15 protein-coding genes are annotated in these 16,046 nt (G+C 69.1%); 13 read left to right on the top strand and 2 right to left on the bottom strand.

Annotated features, from left to right (window positions below; all coding sequences use genetic code 11):
- The first annotated feature begins 8 nt into the window (after window positions 1-8).
- The 6 genes from ACFQPD_RS05120 (at window position 9) to fbaA (ending at window position 5,710) form a co-directional block, all read left to right on the top strand.
- Window positions 9-1,481: a helix-turn-helix domain-containing protein gene (locus ACFQPD_RS05120; protein WP_385899104.1), complete on the top strand. Its 1,473-nt coding sequence runs from the start codon at window positions 9-11 to the stop codon at window positions 1,479-1,481.
- Between the two features lie 72 nt (window positions 1,482-1,553).
- Window positions 1,554-2,324: a LemA family protein gene (locus ACFQPD_RS05115; protein ID WP_385899102.1), complete on the top strand. Its 771-nt coding sequence runs from the start codon at window positions 1,554-1,556 to the stop codon at window positions 2,322-2,324.
- A 426-nt stretch (window positions 2,325-2,750) separates the two neighbouring features.
- On the top strand, window positions 2,751-3,293 hold the full coding sequence (locus ACFQPD_RS05110) for a YceI family protein (protein ID WP_385899100.1): 543 nt from the start codon (window positions 2,751-2,753) through the stop codon (window positions 3,291-3,293).
- 91 nt (window positions 3,294-3,384) lie between these two features.
- A complete protein-coding gene (locus tag ACFQPD_RS05105; protein ID WP_385899098.1) occupies window positions 3,385-4,017 on the top strand; it encodes a TrmH family RNA methyltransferase in 633 nt (210 codons plus the stop codon).
- Window positions 4,018-4,039: 22 nt separating this feature from the next.
- On the top strand, window positions 4,040-4,579 hold the full coding sequence (locus tag ACFQPD_RS05100; protein ID WP_385899095.1) for a hypothetical protein: 540 nt from the start codon (window positions 4,040-4,042) through the stop codon (window positions 4,577-4,579).
- Between the two features lie 102 nt (window positions 4,580-4,681).
- Window positions 4,682-5,710, top strand: a complete 1,029-nt coding sequence (gene fbaA, locus ACFQPD_RS05095; protein ID WP_385899092.1) for a class II fructose-bisphosphate aldolase — start codon at window positions 4,682-4,684, stop codon at window positions 5,708-5,710.
- Window positions 5,711-5,780: 70 nt separating this feature from the next.
- On the opposite strand, the gene ACFQPD_RS05090 is transcribed toward fbaA, so the two are convergent.
- Entirely contained in the window at window positions 5,781-6,131 is a 351-nt protein-coding gene (locus ACFQPD_RS05090) for a rhodanese-like domain-containing protein (RefSeq protein ID WP_385899089.1), read from the bottom strand.
- A 145-nt stretch (window positions 6,132-6,276) separates the two neighbouring features.
- Here ACFQPD_RS05090 and ACFQPD_RS05085 point away from each other — a divergent pair, with 145 nt between their 5' ends.
- The 7 genes from ACFQPD_RS05085 to ACFQPD_RS05055 all read left to right on the top strand — a co-directional run bounded on the left by ACFQPD_RS05085 (window position 6,277) and on the right by ACFQPD_RS05055 (window position 14,756).
- Complete coding sequence (locus ACFQPD_RS05085; protein ID WP_385899086.1) at window positions 6,277-7,794, top strand: sugar ABC transporter ATP-binding protein; 1,518 nt, start codon at window positions 6,277-6,279, stop codon at window positions 7,792-7,794.
- Window positions 7,791-8,795, top strand: a complete 1,005-nt coding sequence (locus ACFQPD_RS05080; RefSeq protein WP_385899083.1) for an ABC transporter permease — start codon at window positions 7,791-7,793, stop codon at window positions 8,793-8,795. Before ACFQPD_RS05085 ends, ACFQPD_RS05080 begins: the two co-directional genes overlap by 4 nt.
- Window positions 8,796-8,857: 62 nt before the next feature.
- On the top strand, window positions 8,858-9,916 hold the full coding sequence (locus tag ACFQPD_RS05075; RefSeq protein ID WP_385899080.1) for an ABC transporter substrate-binding protein: 1,059 nt from the start codon (window positions 8,858-8,860) through the stop codon (window positions 9,914-9,916).
- A gap of 90 nt (window positions 9,917-10,006) precedes the next feature.
- Complete coding sequence (locus tag ACFQPD_RS05070) at window positions 10,007-11,776, top strand: L-fucose isomerase (RefSeq protein WP_385899077.1); 1,770 nt, start codon at window positions 10,007-10,009, stop codon at window positions 11,774-11,776.
- Between the two features lie 103 nt (window positions 11,777-11,879).
- On the top strand, window positions 11,880-13,310 hold the full coding sequence (locus ACFQPD_RS05065) for a rhamnulokinase family protein (protein ID WP_385899074.1): 1,431 nt from the start codon (window positions 11,880-11,882) through the stop codon (window positions 13,308-13,310).
- Complete coding sequence (locus ACFQPD_RS05060) at window positions 13,307-14,290, top strand: LacI family DNA-binding transcriptional regulator (protein WP_385899071.1); 984 nt, start codon at window positions 13,307-13,309, stop codon at window positions 14,288-14,290. The genes ACFQPD_RS05065 and ACFQPD_RS05060 overlap by 4 nt, the downstream gene beginning before the upstream one ends.
- Before the next feature lie 22 nt (window positions 14,291-14,312).
- Window positions 14,313-14,756, top strand: coding sequence for an RbsD/FucU family protein (locus tag ACFQPD_RS05055; RefSeq protein ID WP_068751576.1), 444 nt, complete (start codon window positions 14,313-14,315; stop codon window positions 14,754-14,756).
- Window positions 14,757-14,988: 232 nt separating this feature from the next.
- Here ACFQPD_RS05055 and ACFQPD_RS05050 read toward each other — a convergent pair whose 3' ends face one another.
- Window positions 14,989-16,038: a biotin/lipoate A/B protein ligase family protein gene (locus ACFQPD_RS05050; RefSeq protein ID WP_385899068.1), complete on the bottom strand. Its 1,050-nt coding sequence runs from the start codon at window positions 16,036-16,038 to the stop codon at window positions 14,989-14,991.
- Window positions 16,039-16,046: the final 8 nt, after the last annotated feature.

The raw sequence follows: 16,046 nt of genomic DNA, 5'->3' as shown, positions 1-16,046 counted from the left end.
TCAACTTCGTGACTGTCGACGACGACACCCCCGCCCCGACCGAGCAGGAACCCGGCTCTTTCGACCCCTTTTCGCTCGGCCGCCGCCTGCGCCACCTGCGCAAGGAGCGCGGTCTGACGCTGGCCCAGGTGGCCGAGGCGGCGGGACTCGCGTCGTCGCAGCTGTCGCTCCTGGAGAACGGGAAGCGGGAGGCCAAGGTCTCCCACCTGCAACGCCTGGCGGCCGTCTACGGCGCGACGCTCGGCGACCTCACCGCCGCCGTGCCGAGCCGGCGCGCCCAGCTGGAGATCGAACTCGAGCGGCTGATGCGTTCGCCCCTGGCCAGGGCGAAGGGGCTGCCGGTCGTGCGGATCTCGCCCCGCATGCCGATGGAGGTCCTCGAGGCGCTGGTGGCGCTGCACCGGGAACTGGCGCACGACGCCGCCGAGCGCATGGCGACCCCCGAAGAGGCGCGGCGCGCCAACGCCCAGCTGCGCGACGAGATGAGGGCGCGCGACAACTACTTCGGCACGATCGAGCAGGAGGCCGCCACGCTGCTGCGACGGTGCGGCTACGTGGCGGGCCCGCTGTCGCAGCACCTCATCGGGGAGATCACGGCGCACCTGGGGTTCACGCTGCACCACGTCGGCGACCTGCCGCACTCCACGAGGTCGGTCATGGACCTGAGGTCCAAGCGGATCTATCTGCCGACCAGCAGTTCCCGCGAGCACGAGCCGCGCTCGGTCCTCCTGCAGGCGCTGGGGCACCACATCCTCGGGCATGCCCCGCCCGCGAACTACGGCGAGTTCCTCCGGCAGCGGATCGAGACGAACTACTTCGCCGCCGCTCTCCTGCTGCCTGAGGAGCCCACCGTCCGCTTCCTACAGGAGGCCAAGGCGCGCCGCGAGCTGGCGCTCGAGGACCTCCGCGACGCCTTCGCGGTCAGCTACGAGGCCGCGGCGCACCGGTTCACCAACCTCGCGACCGTGCACCTGGGCATCCCGGTCCACTTCCAACGCGTCCACGAGTCGGGGACCATCTACAAGGCGTACGAGAACGACGGCGTCGCGTTCCCCAAGGACAACCTGGGGGCCATCGAGGGCCAGCCGGCCTGCCGGTACTGGACATCGCGCGAGGTCTTCGACGTCGCGGACAAGTTCAACGCGTTCAACCAGTACACCGACACCCCGACGGGCACGTTCTGGTGCACGGCACGCGTCGAGCAGACCTCGACGGGGGCCTTCTCCACCGGGATCGGGGTCCGCTATCGCGACTCGAAGTGGTTCCGGGGCCGCGACACCCGCGAACGCTCGGTGTCGCGGTGCCCCGATCCGACGTGCTGCCGTCGTGCTCCGGCCGACCTGTCGTCGCGATGGTCGGGTCACGCGTGGCCGAGCGCCCGCACCCACGCACACCTGCTGGCCGCGCTGCCGCCTGGCACCTTCCCCGGCGTCGACGACACCGAGGTGTACCAGTTCCTGGACGCCCACCAGGGCGCCTGAGCTGGCTGGCGTTGCTGCGCCTGATTCGCCGCCTGCGCTACCGTGAACTCGACCGAACAAGGAGACATTGCCGTGGACACTGTCCTGATCATCCTCATCGTGCTGGTGGTCCTCGCGCTGGCCGTGGTCCTGTGGGGGGTGGGCGCGTACAACGGGTTTGTGCGCAGCCGCAACCTCATCCAGGAGTCCTGGCGCCAGATCGACGTCGAACTCAACCGCCGCTACGAGCTGATTCCCAACCTCGTCGAGACCGTCCGCGGTTACGCGGCGCACGAGCGCAACACCCTCGAGCAGATCACCGCGCTGCGCAACACGGCGCGCTCGCTCGCCACGCAGACCCACGGCCAGCCCAGCGAACAGCGCGCCGCCGTCGAGGCCGAACTGACGACCGCGGTGCACAACCTGCTCGTCTCGGTGGAGGCGTACCCGGATCTGAAGTCGAACACGAACTTCCTCGAGCTGCAGCGCGAGCTGACCGACACCGAGGACCGGATCGCGGCGTCGCGGCGCTTCTACAACGCGAACGTCCGCGACTACAACACCCGGATCGAGTCCGTGCCGAGCAACATCATCGCGGGCTTCGCGAAGTTCGAGAAGGCCACCTACTTCGAGGTCAACGACCCGATCGTGCGGCAGGCGCCCGACGTCAACTTCGGGGAGATCTCCCAGCGACCCGCCGCCGCCCCCGAGTCGCAGCAGCAGATCCAGGCCCCGCGGACCGACGCCGGGGCGCAGCCGTACCAGCCCCCGCAGCGGGCGCAGCAGCCGGACGTCCAGCCCGCCGATGCGCCCCCGCCGCCGCAGCAGGAGCCGGGCGGCTACCGCCCGCCTTACACCAGCTGATCGAGGCTCGCACCGAGACCCGCCCCCGTCCGGGGCGGGTCTCGTCGTCTCCGTCGCCGTCCTCCTGGGCGGCGCCTGCCCTATGTCCCGGCGCCTGCTCTAGAGCGCAGGCGCATGCGCGGGAGGCAGGCGCGAATGCGACGCCTGCCCTATCTCCCGGCGCCTGCTCTAGAGCGCAGGCGCATGAGCGTGAGGCAGGCGCGAATGCGACGCCTGCCCTATCTCCCGGCGCCTGTCCTAGAGCGCAGGCGCATGAGCGCGAGGCAGGCGCGAATGCGACGCCTGCGCTGGAGGACAGGCGCCGGCACGTGAGGCAGGCGCCGGGGCCGAGTCCAGGCAGGCGAAAGGGAGAATTTCAAGTATCTAGTTGACATTTCAACAAGGGCTACGTAGGGTGGTGTCCACAGCCAAGAAAGGACCACACCTATGAACCTCAACGAGCTCAACGGCACCTACGTCATCGATCCCACCCACAGCACCCTGTCCTTCGTGGCCCGCCACGCGATGGTCACCAAGGTGCGCGGCTCCTTCGAGAAGTTCGAGGGCCAGGCCGTCGTCGACGCCGCCAACCCGGCCGCGACGCAGCTGACGGTCACCATCGACGCCGCCTCCGTCAACACGCGCAACGCCGACCGTGACGCGCACGTCCGCTCCGCCGACTTCTTCAACGTCGAGGAGTACCCGACCTGGACCTTCGTCGGCACCGGCTACGCGGTCAAGGGCGACGTCGTCGAGGTCACCGGTGACCTGACCATCGCCGGGACCACGCGCTCCATCACCATCCCGCTCGAGTACCAGGGCGCGGCCAAGGACCCCTTCGGCAACACCCGCGTCGGCTTCGAGGGCTCCACGCAGGTCAACCGCTCCGACTTCGGGCTCACCTGGAACGCCGCGCTCGAGACCGGCGGCTTCCTTGTCTCCGACGAGGTCACCATCGAGGTCGAGATCTCGGCCATCCAGCAGGCCTGACCCGCCACGCGGCACAGCGCCCCGGCCTTCGCGGTCGGGGCGCGTTGCGCTCCCGGTTGCCGCCGCGCGCCGGGGCGGGCAAGCTCGCCCTGTGACCGAGCCCGTCGACGACCCCACCGCACCCACCGTCGGCGTGGGCCCCCACCCTGAACCGTGGCCCGCCGACGAGCGCCTGGACCCGGCGCTGCTGGCCGAGGGCGACCGCCGCAATGTGATCGACCGCTACCGCTACTGGCGGATGGAGGCGATCGTCGCCGACCTGGACCGCACGCGCGCGCCGCTGCACGTGGCCATCCAGAACTGGGAGCACGACTTCAACATCGGGTCCATCGTCCGCACGGCCAACGCCTTCAACGTCGCGGCGGTGCACATCGTGGGCCGCCGGCGGTGGAACCGCCGCGGCGCCATGGTCACCGACCGGTACCTCCACGTCCTCCATCACGACGACGAGGCCGCCCTCCTCGCCCACCTGGAAGCGGAGGGGGTCACGCCCGTCGGGGTCGACAACCTGCCGGGATCCGTGCCGCTGGAGACCGCCCAGCTACCTGAGCGCTGCTGCCTGGTGTTCGGGTCCGAGGGTCCCGGGTTGACCGACGACATGGTCGCCGGGTGCGAGCGGCTCGTCGCGATCACTCAGCGCGGCTCGACCCGTTCGATGAACGCGGGGGCGGCCGCCGCCATCGCGATGTACCACTGGACGCTCCAGCACGCGATCGACGCCTGAGCGCACCGCTATCGTGGGCGGCATGCAGCCAGAGCGATTCGCCGTGGGCCTGACCCCCCTGCCGACGGCGGCCCGCGTGGCGCAGAAGCGCGGGGCCCTGCGCTGGCGCATCATCTCGACGGTCATCTCGCTGGCCATCCTCGCGGTGCTCGTGCTGACGATCGGCCGCGACTGGTCGCGCGAATGGACCATCGCCATGATCGTGCTCTGGGTCGGGTCCTCGGCGTTCTGGCTCGTCATCTCCATCGTCGGGCTCCAGCGCGCCAAGCGTGATCTCGGCCGCATCCACGACGGCGTGGCCTTCTACCTCGATCCGCACGGCATCGAGTTCGTCGAGCCACCGCACCCGCGCGTGCGCTGGGACGACGTCAGCGCCCTGCGGCTGGTCGGAGGCGGGTTCGGGGCCGGCCCCGCCGTCGCGCTGGAGGTCGACGGCGCGCGCGTGGCCGGCGTGCCGCTGAGCTTCCTCGACGCGTCGGCCTCCGTCATCGACTCGGCTGTGCGGGCCTACTCCCTGGGCCGCGTGCACCTCGACGTCACGGCCCTGGACCGCCTCCTCTGAGCCCGCGGTGGGTCCACCGCTGCGGACCCCACCCTCCCTCCGGGGAGGGCTAGGCGATAGTCTTGGGCACACCTGAAGTCTCGACCCAGAAAAGAGGCATCCATGCCCATTGCAACCCCCGAGGTCTATGCCGAGATGCTCGACCGGGCGAAGGCCGGCAAGTTCGCCTACCCCGCCATCAACATCACCTCGTCGCAGACCGTGACCGCTGCCATCCAGGGTTTCGCGGAGGCTGGCTCTGACGGCATCATCCAGGTCTCGACCGGCGGCGCCGAGTACGCCTCGGGTTCGACGATCAAGGACAAGGTCACCGGTGCCGTCGCGCTCGCCGCGTACGCGCAGGAGGTCGCGAAGAACTACTCCGTGCAGATCGCGCTCCACACGGACCACTGCCCCAAGGACAAGCTCGACTCCTTCGTGCGTCCGCTGCTCGCCATCTCGGCCGAGCGCGTGAAGCGCGGCGAGCTGCCCCTGTTCCAGTCGCACATGTGGGACGGCTCGGCCGTGCCCCTGGAGGAGAACCTGCAGATCGCTGACGAGCTGCTCGCCCTCGCGAAGGCTGCCAACGTCATCCTCGAGATCGAGGTTGGCGTCGTCGGCGGCGAAGAGGACGGCGTCTCCGCCGAGATCAACGACAAGCTCTACACCACCATCGAGGACGGCATGCGCACCGCCGAGGTGCTGGGCCTCGGCGAGAAGGGCCGCTACATGGCGGCCCTGACCTTCGGCAACGTGCACGGCGTGTACAAGCCGGGTGCGGTCAAGCTGCGTCCCGAGGTTCTCAAGGAGATCCAGGACGCCGTCGGCGCGAAGTACGGCAAGGACAAGCCGTTCGACCTCGTGTTCCACGGTGGCTCGGGCTCCACCCCGCAGGAGATCTCCGACGCGGTGGACTTCGGTGTCATCAAGATGAACATCGACACCGACACGCAGTACGCCTTCACCCGCCCCGTCGCGGATCACATGTTCCGCAACTACGACGGCGTGCTGAAGGTCGACGGCGAGGTTGGCAACAAGAAGGCCTACGACCCGCGCGCCTGGGGCAAGCTGGCCGAGGCCGGCATGGCCGCCCGCATCGTCGAGGCATGCCAGAACCTCCGCTCCGCCGGCACCACCATGGGCGCCAAGTGAGCTGAGTCTCTCCCGCTACACGAAACGTGGCCGGTCCCTTCGGGGGCCGGCCACGTTCGCGATTAACGGGTCAGGAGAGGGACGAGTAGGCACCGCCGTTGATGAGGTCGGTGAAGCCCAGGTCCTCCATGATGTCGATCGCCGCGGCGGAGCGGTTGCCGGATCGGCAGTAGACGACGTAGGTCTCGTCCTTGGGCAGTTCGCCCACCTTCTCGGCGAAGTCAGGGGCCTGGACGTCGATGTTGAGCGCGCCGTCGACGTGGCCGCTGTCGTACTCGGCGGGCGTGCGGACGTCGATCACCGTGGCGCCGGACTCGATGGCGGTCAGGGCGGCGTCGGTTTCGCTGGACGAGCAGCCGGCCAGGCCCAGCAGGGCGGCGACGGACATCACCAGGGCAAGCAGGGTCATACGAAGGTTCATGGGCCCAATCATATACCCCCGTGGGTATCGCATCATCACAGTTGCATAACGGCGCTAGGCAGGGGCTAAGGTTTACGATAGCGTTAACATCGCTGCTGAACGAGGGCCACCGGAGGGCTCGTTCAGCGTGTACGAAGGAGTACTCGTGACCACACTTCTAGAGCTGAAGAACGTCTCCAAGACGTTCCCCGGCGTGAAGGCGCTGAGTAATGTCCACCTCGACCTCAACGCGGGGGAGGTGCTCGGCCTCTGCGGCGAGAACGGCGCAGGGAAGTCGACCCTCATGAAGATCCTCACCGGGATCTACACGCCGGACCCCGGAGCCGAGATCTGGCTCCAGGGCAAGAAGGTCGAGGTGCGCAACACCAACCACGCCCGCGACCTCGGACTCAGCATCATCCATCAGGAACTCAACATGGTGCCCGACCTCACGGTGGCACAGAACCTGTTCCTCGGCCGCCCTGGGAGCCATCGGGCCGGGTTCGTCGACGACGCGAAGCTCAACGCGCAGGCCGCGGACCTCTTCGACCGGCTCGGCATGCGCCTGAATCCCAAGGCGTACGTCCGGGATCTGTCGGTGGCGCGCCAGCAGATGGTGGAGATCGCCAGGGCGCTGTCCTACGACTCGCGGATCCTCGTCATGGACGAGCCGACGGCGGCGCTCACCCTCGCGGAGACCGATGCGCTGTTCGGCATGATCCGCGACTTCGTCACGCCGGAGACGGGCCTGATCTACATCTCGCACCGCATGCCGGAGATCGAGGAGATCACGGACCGGGTGTCCGTCCTCCGCGACGGCCAGTACATCGGCACCGTCGTGACCAAGGAGGTCGAGATCCGCGAGATCATCTCGATGATGGTCGGACGCGAGGTCTCGGGCGACGCCCGCCCGCGCACGATGCCGGAGTCGGACGAGGTCGTCCTCAAGGTCCAGGGCCTCAACACCAAGAAGCTGCTCCGCGACGTCTCGTTCGAGGTGCGCAAGGGTGAGGTCCTGGGGTTCGCGGGTCTCATGGGCGCCGGTCGCACCGAGGTGGCGCGCGCCGTCTTCGGCGCCGACCCCCGCACGGGCGGCGAGATCTTCCTGCACGGCAAGAAGGTCCAGATCCGCAACGCGGCCGACGCCGTGCGCTCCGGGATCGGCTATCTGTCCGAGGACCGCAAGCAGTTCGGCGTCCTCCTCGACCAGGACGTCAAGGCGAACACCGCGATGGCGGCGATGAAGGACTTCCACATCGGCGGGTTCATCCTCGACGGCAAGATCAAGACCGTCGGCACCGAGTACTCCCAGAAGCTCCGCGTGAAGACCCCGAGCGTCAACCAGCTGCTCGGCAAACTGTCGGGCGGCAACCAGCAGAAGGTCGTCATCGCCAAGTGGCTGGTGCGCAACTGTGACGTGCTCATCTTCGACGAGCCCACCCGCGGCATCGACGTCGGCGCCAAGGAGGAGATCTACAACCTCATCGAGCAGTTGTCGACGCAGGGCAAGGCCATCATCGTCATCTCGTCCGAGCTGCCGGAGGTGCTGCGCGTGTCCCACCGCATCGCCGTCATGGCGCACGGGCACATCACCGGCTTCCTCGACAACGCGGACGCCACTCAGGAAAACATCATGGAGCTCGCCACCGTCGGCAAGGCTCAGTTGAAAGGAAACGCAGCGTGAGCACCGTCGCCACCAACGCCGCCCCCGCCGAGCAGTCGCGGGTGCACCAGTTCATCAGGTCATCGCTCCAGCAGCTGTTCGTGTTCGCCGCGCTGATCGTGGTGTTCGTGTTCTTCATGATCTTCGCGCCGAACTTCAGCGCTGGGGTCGTGATCCCCAACATCCTGCTGCAGGCCGCGGCGATCGGCACAATGGCCCTCGGGGCGACGTTCGTCATCGCCACGGGCGGCATCGACCTGTCCGTCGGCACCGGCATGACCTTCTCGGCCGTCATGGCGGGCGTGTTCATGTCGGCTGAGTTCATGAACCTGCCGCTGGGGCTCGGCCTCCTGCTGGTGCTGATCGTGGGCGCGCTGATGGGCCTGGTCAACGGCCTGCTCATCGCCTACCTGCACATCCCGCCGTTCATCGCGACGCTGGCGATGATGATGGTGACCCGCGGCCTGTCGCTGATCATCTCCAACGCCTCCAGCATCAAGATCGCCAACCCCGACTACTCGGCGATCTCCAACGGCCGCATCATCCCGTTCCTGTCCAACGCGGCGCTCATCTTCATCATCCTCGGCATGATCGCGGCCGTCATCCTCGGCAAGACGCTGCTCGGCCGCTACGCGCTGGCCATCGGCTCCAACGAGGAGGCGACACGCCTGTCGGGCATCAACGTGAAGTTCTGGAAGGCGCTCGTCTACGTCACCGCCGGTATCTTCACCGCCTTAGGCGCCATCCTCTACTCCGGCCGGTTCGGCTTCGTGCAGCCCGCCGAGGGCCTCGGCATGGAGTTGCAGGTCATCGCGGCAGTCGTCATCGGCGGCACCTCGCTGTCGGGCGGCCGGGCCAACATCGTCGGCACCATGATGGGCGCCCTGCTCATGATGACGCTGACCGTCGGCCTGCAGATGATGGGCGTCGCCCAGCAGTGGCAGCTCGTCGTCACCGGCATCGTCGTCCTGCTCGCCGTCTACGCCGACATCCTGCGCCGTCAGCGCGCGTCGGCCGTCTAGTCCACCCACCACCACACCCCATCCGGGAGGGCGGTCCTCCCACAACCGAAAGGAAAACCGCCATGCGCATGTTGCGCTCCGCACTGGCAATGTCGTCAGTGCTCGCACTGGGCCTCACCGCCTGCTCCACCTCGGCCACGACGACGTCGTCGGCTCCGGCCCCGGCCGAGACCTCCGCCAGCTCCTCGGCCCCGGCCGAATCGTCGGCGCCCGCCGAGTCCTCCGCCCCCGCCGAGGGCGATATCCCCATGGGTGACGGCACCCAGACCATCTACCTCGTGAGCAAGGGCTTCCAGCACCGCTTCTGGCAGGCAGTGAAGCAGGGCGCCGAGCAGGCCGGCGAGGAGTTCAACTACAAGGTCGAGTTCGTCGGCCCCGAGAACGAGCAGGCCGTCACGCAGCAGCTCGACCAGCTGCGCACCGCCCTGCAGTCGCAGCCGGCCGCCATCGGCTTCGCCGCACTCGACTCCGGCGCAGCCGGCCCGGTCCTGGAGGAGATCCAGGCGGCGAACATCCCGATCATCGCCTTCGACTCCGGCGTCGACTCGGACATCCCGCTGACCACGGTCTCGACCGACAACCGCGCCGCCGCCGCCGAGGCCGCCAAGCACATGGCGGAGCTCATCGGCAACGAGGGCACCGTCGGCCTGGTCTGCCACGACCAGACCTCGGCCACCGGCAAGCAGCGCTGTGAGGGCTTCCAGGAGTGGATGCAGGAGAACGCCCCCGACGTGAAGCTGCTCGAGCCGCAGTACGCGTTCGAGGTCGGCCTCGCCGCCAACACCGCCAAGGCCATCATCCAGGCCAACCCCGACATCGCGGGCATCTACGGCTCCAACGAGGCCTCGGCCATCGGCACCCTGCAGGGGGCCGTGGAGTCCGGCGCCGACGTTGTGGTGGTCGGCTTCGACTCGGGCAAGGCTCAGCTCGACGCCATCCGCAACGGTGACATGGCCGGTGCCATCACCCAGGCGCCGGTGAAGATGGGCTACGAGACCGTCGTGGCGGCCATCAAGGCCATCGACGGCCAGGAGCTGCCGAAGGTCATCGACTCCGGCTTCGCCTGGTACGACGCCACCAACATCGACGATCCCGAGATCGCCGCGAACCTCTACGAGTGAGTGAACAGGGGTGGGTCCCGCGAGGGGCCCACCCCCTCACCTGTCCGGTGAGTGCAAGAACAACCAACAGCGTTGAAGAAGGTGTGATTCGTGTCCAACTACCCCAAGATCGGCATCCGACCCATCATTGATGGGCGGCGCAACGGCGTGCGCGAGAGCCTGGAAGACCAGACCATGAACATGGCTCTGCGAGTCAAGGAGCTCTACGAGGCCGAGCTGCGCTACCCGGACGGCTCGCCCGTCCAGGTGGTCATCGCCGACTCGACGATCGGCCGTGTCCCGGAGGCGCAGGCCGCCGCGGAGAAGTTCAAGCGGGAGAACGTCGGACTGACGCTCTCGGTCACCCCGTGCTGGGCGTACGGGTCGGAGACCATCGACATGGATCGCACCATGCCTCACGCCATCTGGGGCTTCAACGGCTCCGAGCGCCCGGGCGCCGTCTACCTGGCCGCCGCCCTCGCCGGTCACGCCCAGCTGGGCATCCCCGCGTTCGGCATCTACGGCGAGGAGGTCCGCGACGCGGACGACGACTCCATCCCCGACGACGTCCGCCAGCGGCTCCTCGACTACGCGACCGCCGGTCTCGCCGTCGCGCAGCTGCGCGGCAAGAGTTACCTCTCCATCGGCGGCGTGTCCATGGGCATCGCCGGCTGCGTGGTCAAGGAGGAGTTCTGGAACTACTGGCTGGGCATGCGCAACGAGTACGTCGACATGGTCGAGCTAGACCGCCGCGTCCAGCTCGGCATCTACGACGACGAGGAGTACGAGCGCGCCTACGCCTGGGTGAAGGAGAACCTGGCCCAGGGCGAGGACTTCAACCCCGAGCACTGGCAGGCCGACGGCGACAAGCACGAGGACTGGTGGGCGTACTCCACCAAGCTCGTCCTCATCGGCCGCGACCTCATGATCGGCAACCCGAAGCTCGCGGACAAGGGCTTCGCCGAGGAGGCGCTGGGTCACGGCGCGCTGGTGTCCGGCTTCCAGGGCCAGCGGCAGTGGACGGACTTCCTGCCCAACGGTGACCTCATGGAGACGATGCTCAACACCCAGTTCGACTGGAACGGCACCCGCGCCCCGCTCATCATGGCCACCGAGAACGACAACCTCAACGGCGCGTCGATGCTGGTGAACTACCTGCTGACCAACCGGGCGCAGATCTTCTCCGACGTGCGCACCTACTGGAGCGCCGACGCGGTGGAGCGCGTGACCGGATACCGCCCGGAGGGTCGGGCCGCCGGCGGTTTCATCGACCTGCGCAACTCGGGCGCCACGACGCTCGACGGCACGTTCGCCGCGAAGGACGCCGACGGCAACGCCTGCATCAAGCCCTGGTGGGAGCTGACCGACGACGACACCGCCGCGATGCTGGAGGCGACGACCTTCCACCCCGCCAACACCGGCTACTTCCGGGGCGGCGGCTTCTCCACCCACTTCCGCTCGTCCGGCGAGGTGCCCGTCACCATGACGCGCATCAACTGGATCGACGGTCTGGGTCCCGTCATGCAGCTGGCCGAGGGCTACACCGTCGAACTGCCCGACGAGGTGGCCAAGACCATCGAGCTGCGCACCGATCCCGGGTGGCCCACGACCTGGTTCGTGCCCACCCTCACGGGCGAGGGCGCGTTCACTTCGGTGTACGAGGTGATGAACGCCTGGGGGGCCAACCACGGCGCCATCACTTACGGGCACATCGGGCACCAGCTCATCACGCTGGCGGCCATGCTGCGCATCCCCGTCAACATGCACAACGTGTCCCGCGACCGGATCTTCCGGCCGAAGAACTGGCTCGGATTCGGCACCGCCGACCTCGAGGGCGCCGACTACCGCGCCTGCGCCCAGTTCGGCCCGTTGTACGCCTGACCCCTCGGGAGCCCCCCTGCCCGAGGCACTGGCCCCGTCGCTCGCCATACTGGTGGGCGACGGGGCCGAACACCCCGTCGTCGACACTTCCTGAAGGAGCATTGTGAGCCCCGTGACCGCGTTGGCCGTCGATCTCGGATCGTCGTCGGGGCGCATCATCGCCGGCACGCTGAGCGACGGTGTCATCGAGGAGGTGGAAGTCCACCGGTTCGCCCACGAGGCGGCCCGCCAGGAGCCGGGACCCGGGTCCGCGCACGGCCATCTCATCTGGGACCTCGACCTGATCGAGCGCGAGCTGACCGCCGGGCTGAAGGCAGCCGTCGCGCGGTTCCCCGACGCCGTCAGCGTCTCCGTCGACACCTGGGGCGTCGATGCCGTCACGCTGGGGGCCGACGGCCGCCGGGTCGGACCCGCCGTCGCCTACCGGGACGAACGAACGGCCCGCACGCTCGACGCGTTCCGCGTGCGGCTCGACGACGACGCCGTGTGGGCGGCCACCGGCATCGCCCCGGCGACGATCAACACCGCCAACCAGCTCTTCGCGCTCGTCACCGAGGAACCGGAGCTGGCGGCGCAGGTGTCGCGGGTGCTGCTGCTGCCCGACTACATCACCTACCTCCTCACCGGTGAGGCCGGCTGGTCCAGGTCCCACGCCTCCACGTCGGCGCTCTGCCGCCCAGGGGCCCATGAATTCAACGACGACGTGTTCGAGGCGCTGGGCATCCCGCGATCCTGGTTCGGCGACGTCACGGCCGAGCTCACCGTCGTCGGGCCGTGCCGGATCCCGGGGCTGGAACAACTCACCGTCGTCCGCGCGGGAGCCCACGACACGGCCTGCGCGGTGCACGCGCTGCAGCGGAGGCCGGGGGAGGAGACCTTGTTCCTCTCCTGCGGATCCTGGTCGGTGCTCGGCGTCCTCCGCGACGAACCCCTCCTCAGCGCCGAGGCCCACGCCCTCGGGCTCACCAACGAGGCGCGGGCGGACCGAGGACTACGCCCCCTGTTCAACATCACCGGGCTGTGGATCCTGCAGGAGTGCCAGCGTGAGTGGCGGGCCACCGGGGGCGTCCACGACATCGTCGACCTGGTCAGGGCGGCCGAGGCGGCGCCGTCGACGGGAATCCTCATCGACCCGGACGAGCCGGGCTTCGCGCAGCCCGGCGGCATGGTCGGGCGGGTCTCGTCCGCGGTGGCCGCGCAGGGCGGGCCGGCCGAGCTCGACGAGGGAGCGGTGGTGCGGGTGATCCTCGAGTCCCTGGCCGCCCGGTACGCCCGCGGCATCGACGCGCTGGCGGCGCTCACCGGCGCTCGGCCATCGGAGCTCACCATGGTGGGCGGCGGGTCGCGCAACGCCCTGTTGTGCCGTCTCACGGCGGACGCGGTCGGGGTGCCCGTCATCGCCGGGCCGGTCGAGGCGTCGTCGCTGGGCTCCCTCATCGCCCAGCTCGAGATCATGGGCCACCTGGATCCGGCCGGGCGCAACGGCGTCATCGCGGCCTCGGCCAGGACGGTGCGCTACGAGGTGGAGCGATGAGCCGACGTCGCCCACGGGCCAATCTCCGCGACATCGCGGAGGCGGCCGGGGTGTCGATGCAGACCGCCTCGCGTGTCGTGCGCGGGGTGGACGTCGTCGCTGAGGCGACGCGGCTCAAGGTGCTGGCGGCCATCGAGCAGCTGAACTACCAACCCAACATGGCGGCGCGCTCGCTGTCGGCCAACCGCACCGGCTCGGTGCACATCATCGACGCGGTGCCGCTGCTGCACGGACACGCCACGACGTTCGTCGCCGTCTGCCAGGCACTGGCCGCCCTCGACCTGCACATCTCCACCTCGGTGATCCGGGCGGACCTCGGCACGGTGCCCTTGCACCAGCTCGTGCCGGTCGGCGCCGACGGCGTCGTCGTGCTGGGCGGTCGCGGCGAGCCGAGGTCGTGGGTGCACACGGTCGCGGCGCGGCTCCCGACGGTGTACGTGGGACAGACCCACGACCTCCCGGATGCCGTCGTGGGCGTCGCCGTCGACCACCGGCTCGGCGCCCGCCTCGCCGTCGAACATCTGCTCGAGCGGGGGGCGTCCCGGATCGCGCACCTGGAAGGTCCAGAGGAATGGACCGATGCGCGGGAGCGGCTGAGCGGTTACCGCGAGGCCGTCGCCGCCGCGGGCATCGCGCCGCTGATCCTGCCGGCCAGGTCCTGGGACTCGACGGCGGCCGCCCCCCTCGTCGCCCGTCTGCCTCTGGACGTGGACGGCATCTTCGCCGCCAACGACCACCTGGCGCTGGGAGCCATGACGACGCTGCAGCTGGCCGGGCGGGCGGTCCCCGGCGACGTGCGCGTGGTCGGGTTCGACGACGCCCTGGGCTCGGAGAGCTTCCTGCCGCCCCTGACGACCATCCGCCAGGACTTCCGCGCGGTGGGCGAGGTCGCCGTCGCGGCGCTGAGCCAACTGCTGGCCGGATACGCTGCCGAGTCCACTCTCATCTCACCCACGCTGGTCGTCCGGGCCAGCAGCTGATCCACTCGAAAGGACCCATTCAATGCTCTACGGACCCATGACCCACCCGCAGTTGCTCGGCGCTCTGGGCCGCGCGGGCCACAGCTCGAAGGTGCTCATCACCGACGGCAACTACCCGGCGTCGACCGGGGCGCCGGCGTCGGCTGAGCGCATCTACCTCAACCTCGCGCCCGGCCTGCTGACGGTGTCCGACATCCTCGAGGTCCTGAAGCGGACGATCCCGATCGAGCAGGCGGGCATCATGATCCCGGCGGCGGACGCCAGCGGGGCGGAGGCGCCTGCTTCGATCCCGGCGCACGACGAGTACCGTGCCGCCCTTCCGGGTGTGGAGTTCGTCGAGATCCCGCGGTGGGACTTCTACGACGTCGCGAAGTCCGACGACGTCTCGGTGGTGATCGTGAGCGCGGACCAGCGCCTGTACGCCAACCTGATCCTCACCGTGGGGGTGCGCCAGCCCGGCGAGTGACGATCGTTCGCTGAGGTCGCGCCACCCCGTTCGCTGAGGTCGCGCCCGGTGCGCAGCACCCGGGCGAGTCTCGAAGCCGAAGCCAACCCCGTTCGCTGAGGTCGCGCCCGGTGCGCAGCACCCGGGCGAGTCTCGAAGCCGAAGCCAACCCCGTTCGCTGAGGTCGCGCCCGGTGCGCAGCACCCGGGCGAGTCTCGAAGCCGACGCCGCAGGCGTCGATTCCCGCGCCCGATCAGGGAATCCGCTTGGTCCACTCCTCGGAGCTGAACTTGGTCTCGACCAGGTGCTGCGCGGCGGCGAGCTCGTCCTCGGTGTACCCGCGGCGCTGCGTCGCGTAGCGGCCCTCGAAGTGCGCCAGGAACGCGGTGATGATCTCGTCGCGGGGCAGCCGCGTCTGCGAGCGCAGTGGATCCACGCGCTTGTTCGCGGACTTGGTGCCCTTGTCGGACAGCTTCTCGCGGCCGATCCGCAGCACCTCCAGCATCTTGTCGGCGTCGATGTCGTAGGCCATCGTCACGTGGTGTACGACGACGCCTCCGGTCACCCGGCGCTGCGCCGCGCCGGCGATCTTGCCTTTGTCGGATGCGATGTCGTTGAGCGGCACGTACCGGGCGTTCACGCCCAGTTCGGCCAACGCACCCATCACCCACTGGTCCAGGAACTCGTAGGACCGCTCGAAGCTCAGCCCCTCGACGAGCGACGCCGGCACCACGAGCGAGTAGGTGACGCAGTTGCCGGGCTCCATGAACATGGCGCCACCGCCGGTGATCCTCCGCACGACGTTGATGCCGTGGCGGGCGCGGCCATCGTCGTCGATCTCGTTGCGGTAGGACTGGAACGAGCCGATCACCACCAGCGGCTGGTCCCACTCCCAGATGCGCAGGCTCGGGTTGATCTCGCCGCGCGCCAGCCGGGCGGCGATCACCTCGTCGAGGGCCACGTGCATGCGCGGGTCCATCGAGACCGGGCCGATCACGTCGAACGTGTGATCCGACCAGTCCGAGGCGTGCCCGAGCGCGCGCCGCACGGCGATGCCCACCGCCTCGGGGGTGAAGCCGATGAGCGTGGCGGCCGGGTCGAGCCGCGCCGTGATGGCCGCGGCCAGATCCGCCACCGACGACGACTCGGGCATCCCCAGGAGGGCCCCGTTGATGTTGTCGAGGGCCTCGTCCGGCTCGAGGAAGAAATCACCCGAGACGGCGGCCTGGGCTATTCGCCCGCCGTCCGTCTCGAGGTCGACGGCGACCAGCTTCCCGCCGGGGACCTTGTATTCTCCACGCATGCCCCGAC

The sequence above is a fragment of the Tessaracoccus sp. O5.2 genome, assembly GCF_964266725.1.
GTDB classification, from domain to species: domain Bacteria; phylum Actinomycetota; class Actinomycetes; order Propionibacteriales; family Propionibacteriaceae; genus Arachnia; species Arachnia lapidicapta.
Note: the sequence above shows the minus strand (reverse complement) of the source record. Positions and strands in the feature narration are given on the sequence as shown.

What these genes read in the sequence shown, in the direction of transcription:
- ACFQPD_RS05110 (WP_385899100.1), top strand. Translation starts at nt 2,751, where the DNA reads ATGAACCTCAACGAGCTCAACGGCACCTACGTCATCGATCCCACCCAC.
- ACFQPD_RS05100 (WP_385899095.1), top strand. Translation starts at nt 4,040, where the DNA reads ATGCAGCCAGAGCGATTCGCCGTGGGCCTGACCCCCCTGCCGACGGCG.
- fbaA (WP_385899092.1), top strand. Translation starts at nt 4,682, where the DNA reads ATGCCCATTGCAACCCCCGAGGTCTATGCCGAGATGCTCGACCGGGCG.
- ACFQPD_RS05090 (WP_385899089.1), bottom strand. Translation starts at nt 6,131, where the DNA reads ATGAACCTTCGTATGACCCTGCTTGCCCTGGTGATGTCCGTCGCCGCC.
- ACFQPD_RS05075 (WP_385899080.1), top strand. Translation starts at nt 8,858, where the DNA reads ATGCGCATGTTGCGCTCCGCACTGGCAATGTCGTCAGTGCTCGCACTG.
- ACFQPD_RS05060 (WP_385899071.1), top strand. Translation starts at nt 13,307, where the DNA reads ATGAGCCGACGTCGCCCACGGGCCAATCTCCGCGACATCGCGGAGGCG.
- ACFQPD_RS05055 (WP_068751576.1), top strand. Translation starts at nt 14,313, where the DNA reads ATGCTCTACGGACCCATGACCCACCCGCAGTTGCTCGGCGCTCTGGGC.
- ACFQPD_RS05050 (WP_385899068.1), bottom strand. Translation starts at nt 16,038, where the DNA reads ATGCGTGGAGAATACAAGGTCCCCGGCGGGAAGCTGGTCGCCGTCGAC.